The organism is Bacillus sp. YBWC18, from assembly GCF_002998775.1.
Lineage (GTDB): Bacteria > Bacillota > Bacilli > Bacillales > Bacillaceae > Bacillus.
This window is the reverse complement of sequence record NZ_PVRI01000002.1, coordinates 424,354-442,925: the sequence shown is the minus strand read 5'-3', so window position 1 is coordinate 442,925 and position 18,572 is coordinate 424,354. Positions and strand designations below refer to the sequence as shown.

General features: G+C 42.2%; 21 protein-coding genes, 1 pseudogene and 2 other annotated features. Of the genes and pseudogenes, 20 read left to right on the top strand and 2 right to left on the bottom strand.

Features of this window, described 5'->3' with window-relative positions:
• Positions 1-6 precede the first annotated feature (6 nt).
• The 11 genes and pseudogenes from coaE to C6348_RS08500 form a co-directional block, all read left to right on the top strand.
• Positions 7-612 (top strand): dephospho-CoA kinase, encoded by a 606-nt coding sequence (gene coaE, locus C6348_RS08555; RefSeq protein ID WP_106042622.1) that lies wholly within the window; start codon positions 7-9, stop codon positions 610-612.
• A gap of 172 nt (positions 613-784) precedes the next feature.
• Entirely contained in the window at positions 785-1,807 is a 1,023-nt protein-coding gene (locus C6348_RS08550) for a glyceraldehyde-3-phosphate dehydrogenase (protein WP_060596977.1), read from the top strand.
• Between the two features lie 234 nt (positions 1,808-2,041).
• Entirely contained in the window at positions 2,042-2,422 is a 381-nt protein-coding gene (speD, locus tag C6348_RS08545; protein ID WP_003216492.1) for an adenosylmethionine decarboxylase, read from the top strand.
• A 185-nt stretch (positions 2,423-2,607) separates the two neighbouring features.
• Complete coding sequence (locus tag C6348_RS08540) at positions 2,608-2,994, top strand: hypothetical protein (protein ID WP_060596976.1); 387 nt, start codon at positions 2,608-2,610, stop codon at positions 2,992-2,994.
• Positions 2,995-2,998: 4 nt separating this feature from the next.
• On the top strand, positions 2,999-3,457 hold the full coding sequence (nrdR, locus tag C6348_RS08535) for a transcriptional regulator NrdR (RefSeq protein ID WP_003216720.1): 459 nt from the start codon (positions 2,999-3,001) through the stop codon (positions 3,455-3,457).
• Positions 3,458-3,559: 102 nt separating this feature from the next.
• Positions 3,560-4,981 (top strand): replicative helicase loading/DNA remodeling protein DnaB, encoded by a 1,422-nt coding sequence (gene dnaB / locus C6348_RS08530; RefSeq protein ID WP_106042620.1) that lies wholly within the window; start codon positions 3,560-3,562, stop codon positions 4,979-4,981.
• A 17-nt stretch (positions 4,982-4,998) separates the two neighbouring features.
• A complete protein-coding gene (gene dnaI / locus C6348_RS08525; protein ID WP_034662053.1) occupies positions 4,999-5,928 on the top strand; it encodes a primosomal protein DnaI in 930 nt (309 codons plus the stop codon).
• Between the two features lie 33 nt (positions 5,929-5,961).
• Positions 5,962-6,600, top strand: coding sequence for a TVP38/TMEM64 family protein (locus tag C6348_RS08520; RefSeq protein ID WP_060596974.1), 639 nt, complete (start codon positions 5,962-5,964; stop codon positions 6,598-6,600).
• A 60-nt stretch (positions 6,601-6,660) separates the two neighbouring features.
• The gene (gene ytxC, locus C6348_RS08515) at positions 6,661-7,530 is read left to right on the top strand and encodes a putative sporulation protein YtxC (RefSeq protein ID WP_034661819.1); all 870 of its coding nucleotides are present in this window, start codon (positions 6,661-6,663) and stop codon (positions 7,528-7,530) included.
• Between the two features lie 43 nt (positions 7,531-7,573).
• Positions 7,574-7,821, top strand: a binding site (T-box leader).
• A gap of 45 nt (positions 7,822-7,866) precedes the next feature.
• The gene (gene thrS / locus C6348_RS08505) at positions 7,867-9,807 is read left to right on the top strand and encodes a threonine--tRNA ligase (RefSeq protein ID WP_106042618.1); all 1,941 of its coding nucleotides are present in this window, start codon (positions 7,867-7,869) and stop codon (positions 9,805-9,807) included.
• 121 nt (positions 9,808-9,928) lie between these two features.
• A pseudogene (locus C6348_RS08500) lies at positions 9,929-10,076 on the top strand (methyl-accepting chemotaxis protein); the annotation flags it as partial.
• A gap of 56 nt (positions 10,077-10,132) precedes the next feature.
• On the opposite strand, the gene C6348_RS08495 reads toward C6348_RS08500, so the two are convergent.
• Positions 10,133-10,912: an HAD family hydrolase gene (locus tag C6348_RS08495; protein ID WP_106042616.1), complete on the bottom strand. Its 780-nt coding sequence runs from the start codon at positions 10,910-10,912 to the stop codon at positions 10,133-10,135.
• Positions 10,913-11,087: 175 nt separating this feature from the next.
• Here C6348_RS08495 and C6348_RS08490 point away from each other — a divergent pair, with 175 nt between their 5' ends.
• The 8 genes from C6348_RS08490 (at position 11,088) to C6348_RS08455 (ending at position 16,663) form a co-directional block, all read left to right on the top strand.
• On the top strand, positions 11,088-12,845 hold the full coding sequence (locus tag C6348_RS08490; protein ID WP_106042614.1) for a sensor histidine kinase: 1,758 nt from the start codon (positions 11,088-11,090) through the stop codon (positions 12,843-12,845).
• Entirely contained in the window at positions 12,842-13,579 is a 738-nt protein-coding gene (locus C6348_RS08485; RefSeq protein ID WP_034661809.1) for a LytR/AlgR family response regulator transcription factor, read from the top strand. The genes C6348_RS08490 and C6348_RS08485 overlap by 4 nt, the downstream gene beginning before the upstream one ends.
• 137 nt (positions 13,580-13,716) lie before the next feature.
• Positions 13,717-14,160 (top strand): antiholin-like murein hydrolase modulator LrgA, encoded by a 444-nt coding sequence (lrgA, locus tag C6348_RS08480; protein WP_060596969.1) that lies wholly within the window; start codon positions 13,717-13,719, stop codon positions 14,158-14,160.
• Positions 14,161-14,174: 14 nt separating this feature from the next.
• The gene (gene lrgB, locus C6348_RS08475) at positions 14,175-14,870 is read left to right on the top strand and encodes an antiholin-like protein LrgB (protein ID WP_106038054.1); all 696 of its coding nucleotides are present in this window, start codon (positions 14,175-14,177) and stop codon (positions 14,868-14,870) included.
• A 128-nt stretch (positions 14,871-14,998) separates the two neighbouring features.
• Positions 14,999-15,130: a sequence feature (ribosomal protein L20 leader region), on the top strand.
• A gap of 71 nt (positions 15,131-15,201) precedes the next feature.
• A complete protein-coding gene (gene infC / locus C6348_RS08470; protein WP_024718649.1) occupies positions 15,202-15,717 on the top strand; it encodes a translation initiation factor IF-3 in 516 nt (171 codons plus the stop codon).
• Between the two features lie 24 nt (positions 15,718-15,741).
• Positions 15,742-15,942, top strand: coding sequence for a 50S ribosomal protein L35 (gene rpmI / locus C6348_RS08465; protein ID WP_003216324.1), 201 nt, complete (start codon positions 15,742-15,744; stop codon positions 15,940-15,942).
• Positions 15,943-15,973: 31 nt separating this feature from the next.
• Positions 15,974-16,333: a 50S ribosomal protein L20 gene (rplT, locus tag C6348_RS08460; RefSeq protein WP_003216409.1), complete on the top strand. Its 360-nt coding sequence runs from the start codon at positions 15,974-15,976 to the stop codon at positions 16,331-16,333.
• Between the two features lie 63 nt (positions 16,334-16,396).
• Positions 16,397-16,663, top strand: coding sequence for a DUF1294 domain-containing protein (locus C6348_RS08455; RefSeq protein ID WP_034661803.1), 267 nt, complete (start codon positions 16,397-16,399; stop codon positions 16,661-16,663).
• A gap of 17 nt (positions 16,664-16,680) precedes the next feature.
• Here the strand turns inward: C6348_RS08455 and C6348_RS08450 are convergent, their stop codons facing one another.
• Complete coding sequence (locus tag C6348_RS08450) at positions 16,681-17,085, bottom strand: hypothetical protein (protein WP_003216690.1); 405 nt, start codon at positions 17,083-17,085, stop codon at positions 16,681-16,683.
• 181 nt (positions 17,086-17,266) lie between these two features.
• Between C6348_RS08450 and C6348_RS08445 the strand changes: the two genes are divergently transcribed.
• Complete coding sequence (locus tag C6348_RS08445; RefSeq protein WP_034661800.1) at positions 17,267-18,355, top strand: M42 family metallopeptidase; 1,089 nt, start codon at positions 17,267-17,269, stop codon at positions 18,353-18,355.
• Positions 18,356-18,572 lie beyond the last annotated feature (217 nt).

Genomic DNA, 18,572 nt, shown 5'->3' with positions numbered 1-18,572 from the left:
AATCACTTGACGCTTGTCATTGGATTAACAGGCGGGATTGCTAGCGGAAAAAGCACAGTCTCGCAGATGATAAAAGAGAAGGGCATTCGGGTTGTGGACGCAGATGTGATTGCAAAAGAAGCGGTCTCCAAAGGAACATCCGCCCTTCATCATATCGTTCAAACCTTTGGTGAGGGTGTCCTCCTGCCAAATGGAGAGCTGAACCGGCAGGAGCTGGGAGCCATTATTTTTTCTAATGAAGAGAAACGAAAGCAGCTGAATGCGATCGTTCATCCAGAAGTGCGAAAGGAAATGCTCAGGCAGCGAGATGAAGGGATCAACAGCCAAGAAACATTCGTTGTCCTTGATATCCCGCTTTTATTTGAAAGTCAGCTGGAAAGTCTTGTCGACCGGATCATTGTGGTGTATACAACACCTGAATTGCAGCTATCACGACTCATGAATCGAAACGACCTCAGTGAGGAAGAAGCGCTGAATCGGATTCACTCTCAGCAGCCCCTTGAAGAGAAATGTAAAAAAGCAGACCGCGTGATAGAAAACACACAAGATCTCGCTTTTATCAGAAAGCAATTGCAGAACATATTAAATGAATGGGAACATACAGATAAGTAAGAGTACATACACGTACTCTTCTTTTTTTATGCTTTATTCTGATTTCCTTTGAAAAGAACAGCCCTTTTTAGAAAATATACGTTTATATACTGGCAATTACATTCTAATGTGATATACTAATTTCATAAATAAATTTATTGAGTATAACACATAATAGAGGAGTGACCTGTTCATGAAGGTAAAAGCAGCGATCAATGGGTTTGGCAGAATTGGACGCATGGTCTTCAGAAAAGCAATGCTTGATGATCAAATTCAAATTGTAGCGGTGAACGCAAGCTATCCTGCCGAAACGCTAGCACATTTAATTAAATATGACACAAATCATGGACGTTACGAATGCGATGTGACAGCAGAAGATGACGCCCTGATTGTAAATGGGAAAAGAGTGCTTTTGCTCAATGACAGAGACCCAAAGCAGCTTCCATGGGGAGAGCTTGGGATTGATATCGTCATAGAAGCAACAGGGAAATTTAATTCAAAAGAACAAGCGATGGGCCATATAGATGCCGGAGCGAAAAAGGTCGTACTCACAGCTCCAGGTAAAAATGAAGACATTACAATTGTGATGGGTGTCAATGAAGATGATCTTGATCCTGAAAAGCACGTCATTATTTCAAACGCATCTTGTACAACAAACTGTTTAGCACCAGTTGTTAAATTGTTAGATGATGAATTCGGCATCGACAACGGCTTAATGACAACGGTTCATGCGTATACTAATGATCAAAAAAATATCGACAACCCGCATAAGGATTTGCGCCGGGCAAGAGCGTGTGCCCAGTCCATCATTCCAACTACGACGGGTGCCGCTAAAGCGCTTTCTTTAGTGCTGCCGCACATGAAAGGGAAATTGCATGGACTTGCACTGCGCGTGCCAGTTTCCAATGTATCGATGGTTGATCTTGTCGTCGACTTGAAAAAAGATGTCACAGCAGAAGAAGTAAATGCAGCCTTCTCAAATGCATCAAAAACTTCTCTATCCGGTATTTTAGATTACACGGATGAGCCGCTTGTTTCTACAGACTTTAACACGAACCCTTATTCAGCTGTCGTGGATGGACTGACAACGATGGTGATGGAGGATAGAAAAGTCAAAGTTCTTGCATGGTATGACAATGAATGGGGTTATTCATGCAGAGTGGTGGATCTTGTGAAGTTTGTCGGTTCGCAGATGAAAGAGCTTTCTGCTGTTTGAAATGAAGAAGACGAACGTCCCTTTTCAAGAAATGAGAGAAAATCCCATTGAAAACACAGCTTGCAAAATGGGTCTAAACAAAGTATACTATTTTTCGTGAACTTCTTGTTCGCAGACTCATTCGGGTATACTTAAAGGGTTAGGACCTCTTTGGACTAACTTTCCCCCGTGGTATATGTCCGGTCCGGCTGCTTAGAACTTCACTCTTTCATTCTTGTTTAAGGGGGGTCCATGATGGAAACAATCGGACGTCACGTTATCTCCGAGCTATGGGGATGCGACTGTGATAAACTGAACGACATGGATTTTATTGAAAAAACGTTTGTAAATGCAGCTTTGAAATCAGGAGCTGAAGTAAGAGAGGTTGCTTTTCACAAATTTGCACCTCAAGGAGTAAGTGGAGTTGTCATTATTTCTGAATCTCATCTGACAATTCACAGCTTTCCTGAACATGGTTATGCGAGCATAGATGTTTATACTTGCGGCGACCTAGATCCGAATATCGCAGCAGATCATATCGGAGATGAATTAGGTGCCGAAACAAGAGAAAACATCGAAATTCCTCGAGGCATGGGACCTGTACAAGTGAAACAGGCACAAGCCAAAGCACTGTAAACATAAAAAAGATTGCAATGGGAGCTGGCCAAAAGCATTGAAATGCCTTTGTGTTATGCTCCTTTTTATATTTGTTTGATATACAAAATCCAACATCCCCCAACTTGTCTATACTTTTGTTCTAGGAAAACAAAGGTTTTTTTTATAAAATAAAGAAGAGGCATTATGGCAAAGGGGATACGTATATGACTTTAGGACAAAAGTTCAAACGGTTCATGTCAAACCATACAGAAACATCTGACGAGCATCCAGTGTCAGAACTGAAAAGCCATTACTACAAAATGACGAATGCACAAGTTTTTCAAGCGGTGGAAGCCATGCTTTCCCGAAACGATTCCTATCAAGTGACATCTGTTTCAGCAGAACGAGGTGAAATCAGCGCAAACATCAGGATGCCGAAAAAAGCCTTTCTCGTAGCGACTGTCATTTCAATTCGTCCTTTTGAAACAGCTGTCGATTTTAATGTGACAACAGAAACGGTCCTGCCAACAGATTTTGGCTATAGTCAGAAGGCCGTTTTGTCCCTTTATGATGAACTAGACAAACAACTTCCAAGAATAGATCGGAGCTGATGAAATGAAATGTCCCACATGTCAGCACCTTGGCACAAGGGTGCTTGATTCAAGACCAGTAGATGAAGGGAAATCCATCCGTCGTAGAAGAGAGTGCGAAAGCTGCCAGTATCGCTTTACGACGTTTGAGAAATTAGAAGAATTACCACTGATTGTGGTGAAAAAAGAAGGGATTCGAGAAGAATTCAGCCGCGAAAAGATGCTGAGAGGACTCATTAAAGCGTGTGAAAAGCGTCCTGTTGCTTTAAAGCAGCTGGAGGATGTCTGCTTTAATATCGAAAAAGAACTGCGTAATCAAGGCATGTCAGAAGTGAAAAGCGAGCTTGTAGGTGAAATGGTGATGGACGAGCTGGCAAAAATTGATGAAGTGTCTTACGTCAGGTTTGCCTCAGTTTACCGGCAGTTTAAAGATATCAACGTCTTTATTGATGAATTAAAAGATTTATTAAAGAAAGAACGCTAAAAAAGAGCTGAAGATTCTTCACGCTCTTTTTCCTGCGTAAAGCGTAAAACGCAAAAAGGGTGTACAATAGAAACAATTGCAATTCATGGGGAGGATCAGCATATGACAGAGCATTGGAAGGAAGTGCTAGCCGTCGATCCGTATGTCGTCAAAAGCGCTTCATTGCTCGGTGACATCGATAGACAGCTCATTACTCTTTTATATCAGCCGCTTATAGGCATGTCCGCTTTCAGCTTATATATGACGCTGTGGGGAGAGCTGGAACAAAATCGTATGTGGGGGAAACCCGCACCTCATCGGCAGCTCATGGTCATGCTGCAAACGAATTTAAATGATATTTTTGAGGAACGTTTAAAGCTTGAAGCGATCGGTTTACTTCGCACATATGAACAGGAAACGGAAGAAGGCAGACTGTTTACATATGAGCTTGTGCCGCCGCTAAGACCAGATGAGTTTTTCCAGGATGGTATGCTGAATGTCCTGCTGTACCATCGTGTAGAGAAAGCAAAATATATGCAGCTTCGTGATTATTTTTCTTATCCAGGTGTTCCTGCAGAGGCAAAGAACATCTCGCGGTCGTTTGAAGAAGTCTTTCACGTATTGCAGCCAGGTGAACGCAGGATGACAGAAGAAATCAATCGGGCGTCATCACTTGATCAGGGCTATGAATATGTGACCGTTGGATCGAGTCAGCCGGCTCCGCTTTCAGACGAATCCTTTGATTTCGATCTATTGTTAGCGGGCATGTCTGATATGATGATTCCAAGAAAGGCTTTGACAAAGCAGGTGAAAGAAACCATTAAGAAGTTAGCCGTTGTATACGGCATCACTCCGCTTCAAATGCAAAATATTGTAGCAGGTGCCTGCGGTTCGGATCAAATGATCTCAACAGAAGAGCTGAGAAAAGCCGCAAGAGACTGGTACCAAATTGAATACAGAGGCGAGCAGCCAAAACTCATTGATCAAAAACAGCCGAGACACCTGCGTCAAGATGCTTCAAAAGCGCTAGCAGATACGCCAGATGCCAAATTGATTGAAAAACTCGATCATATTTCGCCTAGGGAGCTGCTAAAAGATATGGCAGACGGCATTGAGCCAACGTATGCCGACTTAAGAATTGTCGAAGATATTATGCTCGAGCAGCAGCTAGAGCCAGGTGTCATGAACGTTTTGATCTACTATACATTACTGAAAACAGATATGAAGCTGTCGAAAACATATATGCAAAAAATCGCCGCTCATTGGGTGAGAAAGAAAATTAAAACCGTAGCGGCAGCCATGAAAATTGCCAAAGAAGAGAACAAGCAAATGACAGAGTGGGCGCAGCAGAAAAAGCAGCGCAGCACATATGGATCAGGGAAAGTTGTCCGAGAAGAGAAGCTTCCTGACTGGATGAAAGAAACTGAAACGAAAGAACAGCCGGCAAAAGAACAATTAGACAGTCTGTCGACAGAAGACCTCGAACGAGAAAAAGAAAAACTGTTAAATCAGTTTAAAAATATGAAAAAGTACAATGCACATTAAGGTGAGGTGAGATGGGGATGAAACCGATCGGTCGTTCATTTGAACAGTTAAAAGGACGAGTAGATTTTCGTGTGAGATACAATCAGATTAAAGAGAGTGTGTTATCTGATGAAGATGTAAGGGCCTTTTTACAGGAGCATCAAGAAGAAATACACGAAGACATGATCAATCGTAGTTTGAACCGGCTTTTTGAATATGTGCAGCAGTCGAAGGGTTGTTCATATTGCTTAGATGAAGAGAACGTCAATGCGATTTTAGACGGGTATCACCCGAAGCTTGTGATCAAAGGTCAGAGTATTGATATTGAATATTCCCCCTGCCCAGTCAAGCTGCGGCTCGATAGACAGAAAAAACAGCAAGAGCTTATGAAAAGTATGTACATTCCGCAAAATGTTCTTCAAGCGACGTTCACTGATCTGAACGTTGTGGGAAGACAGGAAGTCATTCAAAAAGTAGGTCAATTCCTGCAAAGCTATGATGAGACGGGCAAAGGGAAGGGCTTATATTTACACGGAAAGTTTGGAGTAGGAAAAACGTATATTCTGGCAGCCATTGCGCAGCAGCTAGCGGAGAAGGAATACCCATCTCTCCTAGTGTACGTGCCTGAATTTGTGAGAGAGTTAAAAAATTCGTTAGCCGATCATACACTGGAAGCAAAGCTGAACATGGTCAAATCCACCCCTATTTTAATGCTTGATGATATTGGGGCAGAGTCGATGACAAGCTGGGTTCGAGATGAACTGCTCGGAACGATCTTACAATACCGTATGGCAGAGCAGCTGCCGACTTTCTTCTCTTCTAATTTCTCACCAAGTGAACTGAAACATCACTTTACGTACTCACAGCGCGGGGAAAAAGAAGAGGTAAAAGCCGCTCGTTTAATGGAACGGATTCTTTATTTAGCAGAGGCAGTCTTGCTCGAAGGAGAAAACCGCCGTCATTTATAAAAGCGTCTATCACCTGAAGGAGGAGCAAATGAAATGAACAAAAGAAAATGGCTGCTTTTTCTCGTGATTGCAGGTCTCGCTGCTTTACTTTGGTGGCTGAACAAACAGCACCTTCAGCTGGCGCCGAAAGATGTGAAGAATTGGGTGCTTCAATTTGGGCTGCTGGCTCCCTTTGTTTTTCTGTTCTTATCTCTTTTTCGCCCGTTTGTTCTCGTCCCACTTACGGTCTTTTCGCTGGCAGCAGGTTTAGCATTCGGCAGTGTTCTTGGGACGATTTATGCCCTCGTTGGTGCTACCGCCGGAGCAACAGGCTCCTTCCTGCTTGCCACAACCTTTCGTGCAAAAAAGGAAGGCAGAGAATCAAGCAGCCGGAAGCTGAGAGCGGTGACATCCCGCATTCAGGAGCATGGGTTTCTTTATATTTTGTTATTGCGTATTGCCCCGATCCATTTTGACTTTGTCAGCTATGCGGCAGCAGTTTCACGTGCGAATTATCGTGCATTCACGGCAGCTACTTTTTTAGGCTTAATACCGGGTACAGTTGCATTAAATGTCCTTGGCTCAAGCTTTGTCAGCGGCAATTATGCCGCTTTAGTGATCGTTTGTTTGATTTATCTGATCTTTATCTCCGTTCCGCTCATTTTAAAAAGAAAGATGCCTGATTTATTTTAGGCGTCTATTTTTTATGTTTCCCCCATATATATGTAACAGATGTCGTTAGGGGGGACAAACATGCTTGAAATAATCTTTGAAGATGAATATGATACCGCCGCTTTTTTACATCTTGCTGAACACTTGGACAGTCGGCATCACATGTCAATTCAACAAGGGAAAGACCGGCTTCTCATAGAGGCGAAGGAATCAGAAGAAGGACTTGAGCCCATTGTGCGGCCATTACTGGTTCACTTTTTTTTGGAATGCAAAGAAAATGAGCGCATGCGCAGCATCCTTGAAAACACCTATTTATTTAAAGATCCTGAAGAGCAGCACCAAATTCTTTCAATCGCCCACAGTATTATGAACGGGGATTTAGATGATATTCCCGGCATTCATCAAGAACCGTCAAGAGAAGCCCTGTTAACAAAGGAGCTTGAGACCATTTCTTTACAGCAAGGTATTTTTTCAATTGGTTCATTTATGACATTTAGACTGTCAGAGTATGACAGGAGGCTGAAGAACTATGTTGAAGTCTCCATTGAAGAATACAAAATGGAACAAGAATATCAAAACTTCATTCAATCCCTTCGAGACTATGTGATGGCAAGAGAACCTAAGCTCGAAAAAGTACATGTTGTGCATCAGGACCGCCTGATGATTTGGGAATTTCGGTACGCTTCTGAGCGTGATCAAAAACAATACATAGACAGACAGTTTGTAAGAGAGCATCCAATGTATATTGATTCGCAGCTGATTGCACCACTCGTATCCATAGCGCCCCAAAAGATTGACCTATTTACAAATGATACGGGTCACTCGATGGTGCAGACCATTCAAAATATTTTTCAAGAAAGGGTCGAGGTATTCCCGGCTCATTCATTTCAAGAACAGAATGTTCAATTTGTACATGACCATTTGGAACAGAAAAGTGAAAAGCTTTCTTGATTTTCACGAAAAAACGTTTTATAATACGGTGTAACTTCATACAGAGACCGTATTGATAAGGACATGAACAAATGAACACCCGCTTAAAGAGAGGGAAGCCGCGGCTGAAAGCTTCCTAGCAGAGGACCATTTGCTTTACCACCTTTGAACATCAGCTGTGAACTTTTTAGTAATGGCTGACGGGAATTCCCGTTATCGAACCACAAGCCGTGTTTGCTTATGAAAACGTAAGCTGCAAATACGGGAAAAAGGGTGGAACCACGATTCCGTTTATTCAACCTCGTCCCTTTCCAGGGGGCGGGGTTTTTATATTGCCAAAAAAAGGAGTGACCAGAGATGTCAGAACAAATTCAACTTACATTTCCAGATGGAGCAGTCAAGGAGTTTGACAAAACAGCTACAACAGAAGACATCGCGGCATCAATTAGCCCGGGCCTAAAGAAAAAAGCGCTTGCCGGTAAATTGAACGGCAAAGAAATAGATCTGCGTACGCCGCTATTAGAAAGTGGAACAATCGAGATCATTACAGATAAAAGTGATGAAGCACTCGACATTATGCGCCACAGCACAGCACATTTGCTAGCACAGGCGATCAAACGTCTTTATGGAAAAGAGCATCATGTCCAGTTTGGCGTAGGTCCTGTGATCGAAAATGGTTTCTACTATGATGTCGACATCGATGTTGCCATCACACCTGAAGACTTACCTAAGATTGAAAAAGAAATGAAAAAAATCATTAACAGCAATTTGCCAATTGAGCGAATTGAAGTAACAAGAGAAGAAGCGAAAAAACGCTTTGAAGCGATTGGTGATCAATTGAAGCTTGAGCTGTTAGAGGCGATTCCAGAAGGTGAAGCCGTGACGATTTATGAGCAGGGTGAATTCTTTGACCTCTGCCGCGGCATTCACTTGCCATCAACAGGGAAAATTAAAGAGTTTAAGCTGTTAAGCCTTGCAGGTGCATACTGGAGAGGTGACAGCAACAATCAAATGCTTCAGCGTATTTACGGTACAGCTTTCTTCAGCAAAGAAGATTTAAATGAGCACTTACGCCTGCTTGAAGAAGCGAAAGAACGCGATCACCGTAAACTAGGAAAAGAGCTGAAACTGTTTGCGAACTCTCAAAAGGTAGGTCAAGGTCTACCGCTTTGGCTGCCAAAAGGCGCAACGATCCGCCGTGTTATTGAGCGTTACATTGTCGATAAAGAAGTACGTCTTGGTTATGAGCATGTGTATACACCAGTTCTTGCGAATGTCGAATTGTATAAAACTTCAGGGCACTGGGCGCATTATCAAGAAGACATGTTCCCTGTGATGGAAATGGACAACGAAGATCTTGTTCTTCGTCCAATGAACTGTCCGCACCATATGATGATTTACAAAAACGAGCCGCATAGCTATCGCGAATTGCCAATTCGTATTGCAGAGCTTGGTACAATGCACCGCTATGAAATGTCAGGTGCTTTATCCGGCCTTCAGCGTGTTCGCGGGATGACATTAAACGATGCACATATCTTTGTTCGTCCAGATCAAATCAAAGAAGAGTTCATTCGTACAGTTCGCTTAATTGAAGAAGTGTATCAAGACTTTGGCTTGAATGACTACACATTCCGCTTATCTTACCGTGATCCAGAAGATACTGAGAAGTATTTCGACGATGATGCGATGTGGAATAAAGCGCAATCGATGCTAAAGGATGCAATGGACGAGCTTGGTCATGATTATTATGAAGCAGAAGGAGAAGCGGCATTTTATGGTCCGAAGCTTGATGTACAGGTCAAGACAGCTCTTGGAAAAGAAGAGACATTGTCTACTGTACAGCTTGACTTCTTACTTCCAGAGCGTTTCGATCTCACTTATATCGGAGAAGATGGCAAGCATCATCGTCCGGTCGTGATTCATAGAGGTGTTGTCTCTACAATGGAGCGTTTTGTTGCCTTTTTAATTGAAGAATACAAAGGAGCCCTTCCAACATGGCTGGCACCTGTACAATTCCAAGTCATCCCGGTTTCACCGTCTGTCCATTTAGACTATGCGAAAAAAGTGCAAGAACGTTTGCAGCTTGAAGGGCTTCGTGTAGAGCTTGACAGCCGTGATGAAAAGATTGGATACAAAATTAGAGAAGCGCAAATGCAAAAGATTCCATACATGCTAGTTGTCGGAGATCAAGAAGCAGAAAATGGCGCTGTCAATGTAAGAAAATACGGAGAGCAAGATTCAGAAACAGTGGATCTTGAAGCCTTTGTGAAACATGCAGTAGCAGAAGCGAAAAAATAATCCTTTCAATGAAGCAGTCAGTGATCTTTCTCTTGAGATCACTGGCTTTTTCTTATGGGAAAAAATTTTCCACTGGTGATCCAGTTTCTTGAATGATACGTTTGGAAAGTACGAAAGTATGGTCAGCAGCGGAACGAGCCGGGCCAAGACAACGGTGTTTACAAATCGCGATCTTGTAAAGCAGGCAAGCGAGGAATTTATGAATGTAGTTAGGAGAAGCAGCCCGCAGCTTAGACAAGCAAGCGCAAAGTCTAGCCGCCATTGTGTAGTTTGAAAACACAAAAACACCCAAACTCGTCAGGAGAAGGGTGTTTTCTCTTTTGTTCTATTTTAATATATCAAACAATTCATGTAAGTCTTTGATTTCGTAATTTGGCGTTACATCTGTTTCATTTTTCTTGCCATGTCGATTGATCCAAACGGTTTGAATACCAACGCGAGATGCCCCAAGAATATCTGTTTTTGGATTGTCTCCAACCATGATCACATCGTCTTTTGTTAGATTTAACAGCTGAAGGCAGTGCTCAAAGATGCCAGGGTCAGGTTTCCCTTTCCCATAATCTCCCGAAATCACAATTTCATTAAAATAAGGTGCAAGCTCAGGAACACCTGCCAGTTTCTCTTTTTGAAGACTAGGATCTCCGTTTGTTAAAAGGAGCAATTCATAGCTGCCTTTCAGGCGGTCTAAAACAGGGTACGTTTCTTCATAGACAAATGGGCGTTTTCTCCGCTCGGCTGCAAAGAAATCAGCCAAATATTGTCCAAATGCCTCATCGTCAATTCCTGCTTCTTTTAAGCCATTTGTCCAAGCGTTCTTGCGGTACTCTGGTGCAAGGGCATTCAGCTTTTGAAAGCCTTCGCTAATCGGTTCACTAAAATTTGACCACAGTCCTTCGAAAGGATTAATTCCGATCATGATAGTATAATCATATGTTTCATAGGAAGAGTACAGCTTTCTTGCTTCTTCACGTACAATCTGTTCAAATGTTGCTGGATTCAGTCCATATTTCTTTTCCGCTTCGCGGCATGTTTCCTGAAAAGTTGTGTGAATGCTTTTTTCATCCCAAAGCAAAGTATCATCTAAATCGAAAAATACGGCTTTCATGATCTTCTCCCTTGTTATGTATGTGTTACCTTCAATTGCAAGTGACGGCTCAAGTTCATTTTACAATAGAAGATGAGGGCAATAAAGAAAAGATTTGAGAGATAATTGAACATTGACCGCACATGATAGAATAGAAAGACAGTAAATAATACATACATCAATTGAGGTGGCAGGTTTGCTTCATTTAATTATTATGATGATCGAGCGTGTCGGGATCATCGTTATTTTAGGGTTTGTGCTTGCCCATGTGAAGGGCTTTCGCAATCTATTGCTTCATAATGAAGGGTTTCGAAAAAAGGCAGTCCTTGTCTTTATTTTTGCTTCTTTTAGTATTATCAGCAATTACACAGGAATTGAAATCCAGCAGCAGATGGTCATGAATCATGAGTTTTCCTATCATCTCGGCTCGTCAAGCTCGATTGCCAATACGAGAATCATGGGGATCGAAATGGGCGGATTGATAGGAGGGCCGTTTGTTGGCATTGGTGCAGGGCTTTTAGCTGGAATTCATCGCTATTCACTCGGAGGGAGCACGGCACTCAGCTGTGCGATTTCTTCGATTTTAGCCGGTGTGATTGCAGGCTATGTCGGCAGCAGGTTTAAACGGAAGAATCGAATGGTGACACCTCGCCAAGCCGCACTTTTTGGTGTGGCAATGGAATCCTTGCAGATGATCATTATCCTTCTATTTGCAAAGCCATTTGCTGATGCTTGGGGGCTTGTGAGTATTATTGCCCTGCCGATGATTTTTGTGAATGGAATTGGCAGCTTTATCTTTTTATCGATTTTACAGTCAGTCATTCGGCAAGAAGAGCAGGCAAAGGCGATGCAGACACACCGCGTATTTTCGATCGCCGATCAAACGCTGCCTTTTTTCCGCCAAGGGTTAAATGAACAGTCATGTAAAAGTGTGGCGGAGATCATTCATCGATTAACAGAAACAGATGCGGTCTCCTTAACCGATACAGAAAAGATTTTAGCGCATGTCGGTGATGGGACGGATCATCATATTCCATCGAAAAGCCTAATTACAGGGCTGTCGAAACAAGTATTGATGAGCGGCAAAATTATGAAGGCGCATTCGAAAGACGAAATCAATTGTTCAGTCACTCATTGCCCGCTTCAAGCAGCGATTGTGCTGCCCCTCACCTCCAATGGTCAAACGATCGGAACATTAAAAATGTATTTCAATTCTCCGGTCGGATTAAGCAGGGTGGAAGAGGAGCTTGCAGAAGGCTTGGCGATGCTGTTCTCCACACAGCTTGAACTTGGAGAGGCAGAAACCCAAAGCCGCCTGCTGAAAGATGCAGAGATCAAAGCGCTTCAAGCGCAAGTGAATCCGCACTTTTTATTTAACGCCATTAATACCATCTCTGTTTTGTGCAGAACGAATGTAGAGATGGCAAGGAAGCTGCTGCTGCAGCTGAGTATTTATTTCCGGTCTAATTTGCAAGGCGCCCGCCAGCTGCTGATTCCGCTGCATAAAGAAATTCAGCATGTAGAGGCATATTTGTCGCTTGAACAAGCGAGGTTTCCAAATAAATACCATGTGGCCTTTCAAATTGAAAAGGAGCTGGAGCAGGTGATGATTCCTCCATTTGTGCTTCAGGTGCTTGTTGAAAACGCAGTGAGACACGCTTTTCCTAAACATCAAACGAGTTGTGAAGTCGTCGTTTCTGCTTTGATGAAAGATGGGCATGTTTATATGAAAGTGACTGATAATGGACAGGGAATCGAGAATGACAAGATGGCTCAGTTATTAAAAGCGCCTGTTGAATCCAAAGAAGGAACAGGTACGGCTCTTTTTAATTTAGATCAGCGGTTAAGAGGGATTTTTGGCAGACAAGCCGCTTTATCCATTCATAGCGGCCAAGGCACTGACATCTCATTTCGCATTCCAATGGACTATGTAAAAAAGGATGATTTTCGTTGATAAACGTATTAATCGTAGATGATGAAGTGTTAGCAAGAGACGAATTAAAATACTTATTACGCAGAACGAAAGAGGATGTTCAAATAGAGGAAGCAGAAAATATAGAATCAGCTTTTGACCGGATGGTGGATCATAAGCCGGACCTGCTCTTTTTAGACATTGATTTATCTGGTGAGAATGGATTTGATATTGCCAAAAGGCTCAACCGGATGTCTGATCCGCCAGCGATTGTATTTGCGACAGCCTTTGATCAATACGCGCTGAAGGCGTTTGAGGTAAGTGCGCTTGATTACTTAACGAAACCATTTGATGAAGAGCGGCTTTTGCAAACGATCCAAAAGTTTAAAAAGTGGAAATCTGTTGAGACGCAAGAGCACCAGCTGTCAGATGAGAAAATACCCCATCAGCAAAAATTAGCCATCTCAGTCGATGACTCAATTGTCATCCTGCAAGTTGAAGAGATCATGTATGTAGGGCTCAGTGAGGGGAAAAAGGTCGTGAAAACAAAGGATCACATGTATGAGGTCACAGAACCGCTTGTGGTCATTGAAAAGAAACTGCCTGAGGCTTACTTTATGAGGGTTCATCGAAGCTATATCGTGAACACCTCTCATATGAAAGAAGTACAGCCGTGGTTTAATTCGACGTATAATCTGCATATGACAGACGGGTCGATCATTCCTGTCAGCCGTACTTACGCCAAAGAACTAAAGAAGTCGCTCCTGCTAGAGTAGGACGGCTTTTTTTGTTTGTATTTCAATACTCGTTTTCTGCATTTCATTCATTGAATCCGGCGAGTTTGATTGTAAACGCTTCATTCATTTATTTCATGCCGTATACTGAGGGCAGTCGAAGAAAGAGGTGAAGGGGCATGAGTGCCACTAAAGTATATGGATTTCTATCTCAAGCATTTATCTTTGCAACCGTAATGTTCGTTTCTAATCTCATTTCAATGTATTTACCAATTCCGATGCCTGCATCTGTGATTGGTCTGGTTCTATTATTTGTTTTGCTGACAACGAAAATCGTCAAACTGGAGCAGGTGGAGCAATTAGGTACATCATTGACAGGGCTCATTAGCTTTCTATTTGTTCCCTCTGGTATCTCGGTTATTCAATCACTAGGTGTCATGCAAGAAGTAGGTGTGCAAGTCGTCGGTGTCATTATCATTGCAACGATTATGTTACTAGCAGCGACAGGGCTATTCTCGCAGCTTCTCATGCAATTATCAGAAAAACCACAGAAACATAAAGAGACAAAGGAGAGCAAATCGACTCCTTCTCATTCTAATAAACCAGCTTCAAGTACGCATTAAAGGAGGAAAGCAAGATGGGTACAAGTACGATGAGTCCTTATTTTGGTATAGTCGTCTCATTAGTCGCCTTTGGAATCGGTACATTCTTATTTAAAAAATCAAAAGGCTTCTTCTTATTCACACCACTTTTTGTGGCCATGGTGTTAGGCATTTTATTTTTAAAAATTGGCGGTTTTTCCTATGCAGATTATAATGAGGGCGGCAAGATTATCAAGTTTTTCTTAGAGCCTGCGACCATTGCTTTCGCTATTCCGCTTTATAAACAGCGTGCATTACTTAAAAAATATTGGTGGCAGATTTTATCCGCTATTTTTGTAGGATCACTTTGTTCCATTACAATTGTGTATGTCGTAGCAAAAGGGATTCATCTTGATACGGCTGTAATGAAAAGTATGCTTCCACAAGCAGCGACGACAGCGATTGCTCTTCCAATTGCAAAGGATATTGGCGGAATCGCAGATATCACAGCCTTTGCGGTCATATTTAATGCAGTCATTGTGTATGCACTAGGTGCTTTCTTCTTAAAATGGTTTCGAATTAAAAATCCAGTGGCAAAAGGGCTTGCACTCGGTACATCAGGACATGCGCTTGGCGTCTCTGTTGGGATTGAGATGGGAGAAGTGGAAGCGGCCATGGCAAGTATCGCCGTTGTGGTCGTAGGAGTTGTGACCGTCATTGTCATCCCAATCTTTATGCAATTCATACTTTGATGGTGTCATTGTTTGAAAAAGCCTTGCCCAATTCGTTTTATCGTGCTAAAATGAAAAAGTTGTTTCAAGAGTTCGGTTACTTGACGGACAAATGAAAATTGTGTAGAATAATTAACGAATTGAATAGATATCACAAGCAGAAGCACCCGCTTCTCACCTGATTGACACGTGTTTGTAGTTGACAGGTTGACCGTACATTTATTTTTTCATGCAAATGTTCGCAGTGTGGGTGTTTTATATGCCCACACTTTTTGTTTGCCTGTAAAACATACAACGAAATGGTCAAAATGAATTGTGAACTCAATTCAAAATCTCATGGAGGTGGCTCACTATTAGCAAAGATCAATTAGTTAATGAAGGTATTCGTGCGCGTGAAGTTCGTTTGATCGGACAAAATGGCGATCAGCTGGGGATTAAAACCCGCCAGGAAGCTCTGGAAATTGCTACGAAAGCCAATCTTGACCTTGTGTTAGTTGCTGCAAATGCAAAACCACCTGTTTGCCGAATCATGGACTACGGTAAGTTCCGATTCGAACAGCAGAAGAAGGAAAAAGAGGCACGTAAGAATCAAAAAATCATTAGCTTAAAAGAAGTTCGGTTGAGCCCGACAATCGATGAACATGATTTTAACACGAAGCTCCGTAATGCAATCAAATTCCTTGAAAAGGGAGATAAAGTGAAAGCTTCTATCCGCTTTAAAGGCCGTGCGATTACGCATAAAGAAATCGGACAGCGCGTGTTAGACCGTTTCTCTGAAGCTTGCGCTGAAGTAGCAACAGTAGAAACAAAACCTAAGATGGACGGACGCAGCATGTTCCTCATGCTTGCACCAAAAGTCGAAAAGTAAAGTAACAGAGGGAGGAAACATCCAATGCCAAAAATGAAAACTCACCGCGGATCTGCTAAACGTTTCAAAAAAACAGGTTCTGGTAAACTTAAACGTTCTCATGCGTACACAAGTCACTTGTTCGCTAACAAATCTACAAAGCAAAAACGTAAATTGCGTAAGAGCGCAATCGTAAGTGCTGGAGATTTCAAACGTATCAAACAACAACTTGCAAACATCAAGTAATCTGGAATAGGAATCATAGGAGGGAATTACAATGCCAAGAGTAAAAGGCGGAACTGTGTCGCGTCAGCGTCGTAAAAAGGTTCTTAAATTAGCAAAAGGTTATTTCGGTTCAAAACATAGATTATACAAAGTAGCAAACCAACAGGTGATGAAATCTGGAAACTACGCTTTCCGTGACCGTCGTCAGAAAAAACGTGACTTCCGTAAACTATGGATCACTCGTATCAATGCTGCAGCTCGTATGAACGGTCTTTCTTACAGCCGTTTAATGCATGGCCTAAAGCTTTCTGGTATCGAAGTAAACCGCAAAATGCTTGCTGACCTTGCTGTGAATGACCTAAGTGCATTCAATCAGCTTGCTGATGCTGCAAAAGCACAACTAGACAAGTAAGTCATATAAAAGATCATTCCGTCGAGGGGTGATCTTTTTTGCTCATCATGTGAGGTGAAATGAATGAATATCGCGCTGATTCTACTGCTGATTTTGGTAAATGGCTATGGTTTTTTTCTCATGGGAGAGGACAAGCGCCGGGCAAAAGCGCATAAATGGAGAATTTCAGAGGCGCACTTATGGAGTGCTGCCGTGCTTTTTGGGGCTGCTGGATCGTATCTAGGGATGCAGTATTTCCGTCATAAAACAAAGCATCCTGCCTTTCAAATGGGCATGCCGGTGTTAATCATGGTGCAGTTGATCATATTAGGATATATAAAGTTCATCTGAAAAAGGAGCAGACGCCATCAAGACGGCGTGTCTGCTCCTTTTTTTTGTTTGATTTTTTTAATGGGCTGATCCCAATCAATTTTTGTTTGAGGATAACGTTCGATAATGTTTTCCTCCAATTTTTCAAAGTCTTCTAATGTAAATTCACTTAGCTTCTCGGGTGACTCCGTCCAAACGTAAATGGAGTGGACAAACAGAGGATGATCCTTAGAAGGAACATGCTTCTCCCCTTCAAACAAGACACCTTTATAGACGAAATTAAAATTTTTGCGCGCATTTTGCTGTTCGTCCATAAAATAAAAGCCTTCTTTTAATTGTGCTTGTTTCAGCTTTCTTCTCGGATTTGAGAAGAATTTTACCGCCATGTAGAAGATGTAGACAAGCAGTGCAACAAGAGCAAGTCTAATGAGGATTACAAACATGACAGGATGCACCTCCAATATACCGTTATCTGATGTACTACGAATGAAAAGCCCAAAAGGTTTCAACTTTTTTTAAAAAAATATTTCGTTAAACGAAAAAATATTCATAAAAAGATCGTATTGAACGAAAGAGGTTTTGTATAATAAGAATGCACCATGAAGATAAAGGAGGATAAATGGAATGACAAAGCTAGATCAAACATTAACTATGCTGAAAGACCTAACGGATGCAAAAGGGATTCCAGGAAATGAACGTGATGTCAAAAAAGTCATGCAGACATACATAGAATCATATGCAGATGAAGTCTCTAGTGACCGCCTTGGCAGCTTAATCGCTAAGAAGGAAGGAAACGCAAACGGACCTAAAATTATGCTCGCTGGTCACTTAGATGAAGTAGGATTCATGGTGACAAAAATTGATGACAAAGGCTACATTCGCTTCCAAACAGTCGGCGGCTGGTGGTCACAGGTCATGCTCGCGCAGCGTGTCACCATTGTAACGAAAAAGGGAGACATCACAGGTGTGATTGGCTCAAAGCCGCCGCACGTCTTGTCACCTGAAGCTCGAAAAAAATCGATTGAGATTACAGATATGTTTATTGATATTGGTGCATCAAGCAAAGAACAGGCAATGGAATGGGGCGTGCTGCCTGGAGATCAAATCGTTCCTTATTTTGAGTTTACAGTGATGAATGATGAAAAAATGCTCCTTGCAAAAGCATGGGACAACCGTATCGGCTGTGCAGTAGCGATTGATGTCATGAAGAACTTACACAATGCTCAGCATGAGAATATTGCTTACAGTGTTGCAACTGTACAAGAGGAGGTTGGCCTGCGTGGTGCCAAAACAGCAGCGGCTACGATCCAGCCTGATATTGGATTTGCCATTGATGTTGGTGTAGCAGGAGACACGCCAGGCATCACTGAAAAAGAAGCAACAAGCAAGCTTGGCAAAGGACCAACGATTGTTGTATTTGATGCTTCGATGGTATCCCATAAAGGGCTTCGGGATTTTGTTGTCCAAACAGCGGATGAATTGAACATTCCTTATCAATATGACTCAATGCCTGGCGGTGGGACAGATGCTGGCGGTATCCATTTAACAGGTCATGGCGTGCCATCACTATCTATCGGTATACCAAGCAGATATATTCATACCCATGCAGCGATGATTCACCGGGATGATTATGAAAATGCAGTGAAGCTTTTAACAGAAGTGATCAAAAGACTTGATCAAAAAACGGTTGAGCAGATCACGTACGGTTCTTAATAGGTAAGCCTTTCCTCAGTATAGGGGAAAGGCTTTTTTATTCCATTGAATTTCCCAGGAAATGAACGTTGTTTTTTGATTACGTCAAAAGAACTGTTTTTAACAGAAGAAGAAAAAATATTCTAGTGAATAAGGCACATGTGATCTGGCTTTTATTTTTGTAAGATGAAAGCAATAAAAAGGACAGAGCCTAAAGAACGCCCTGTCAAAAGAGAGT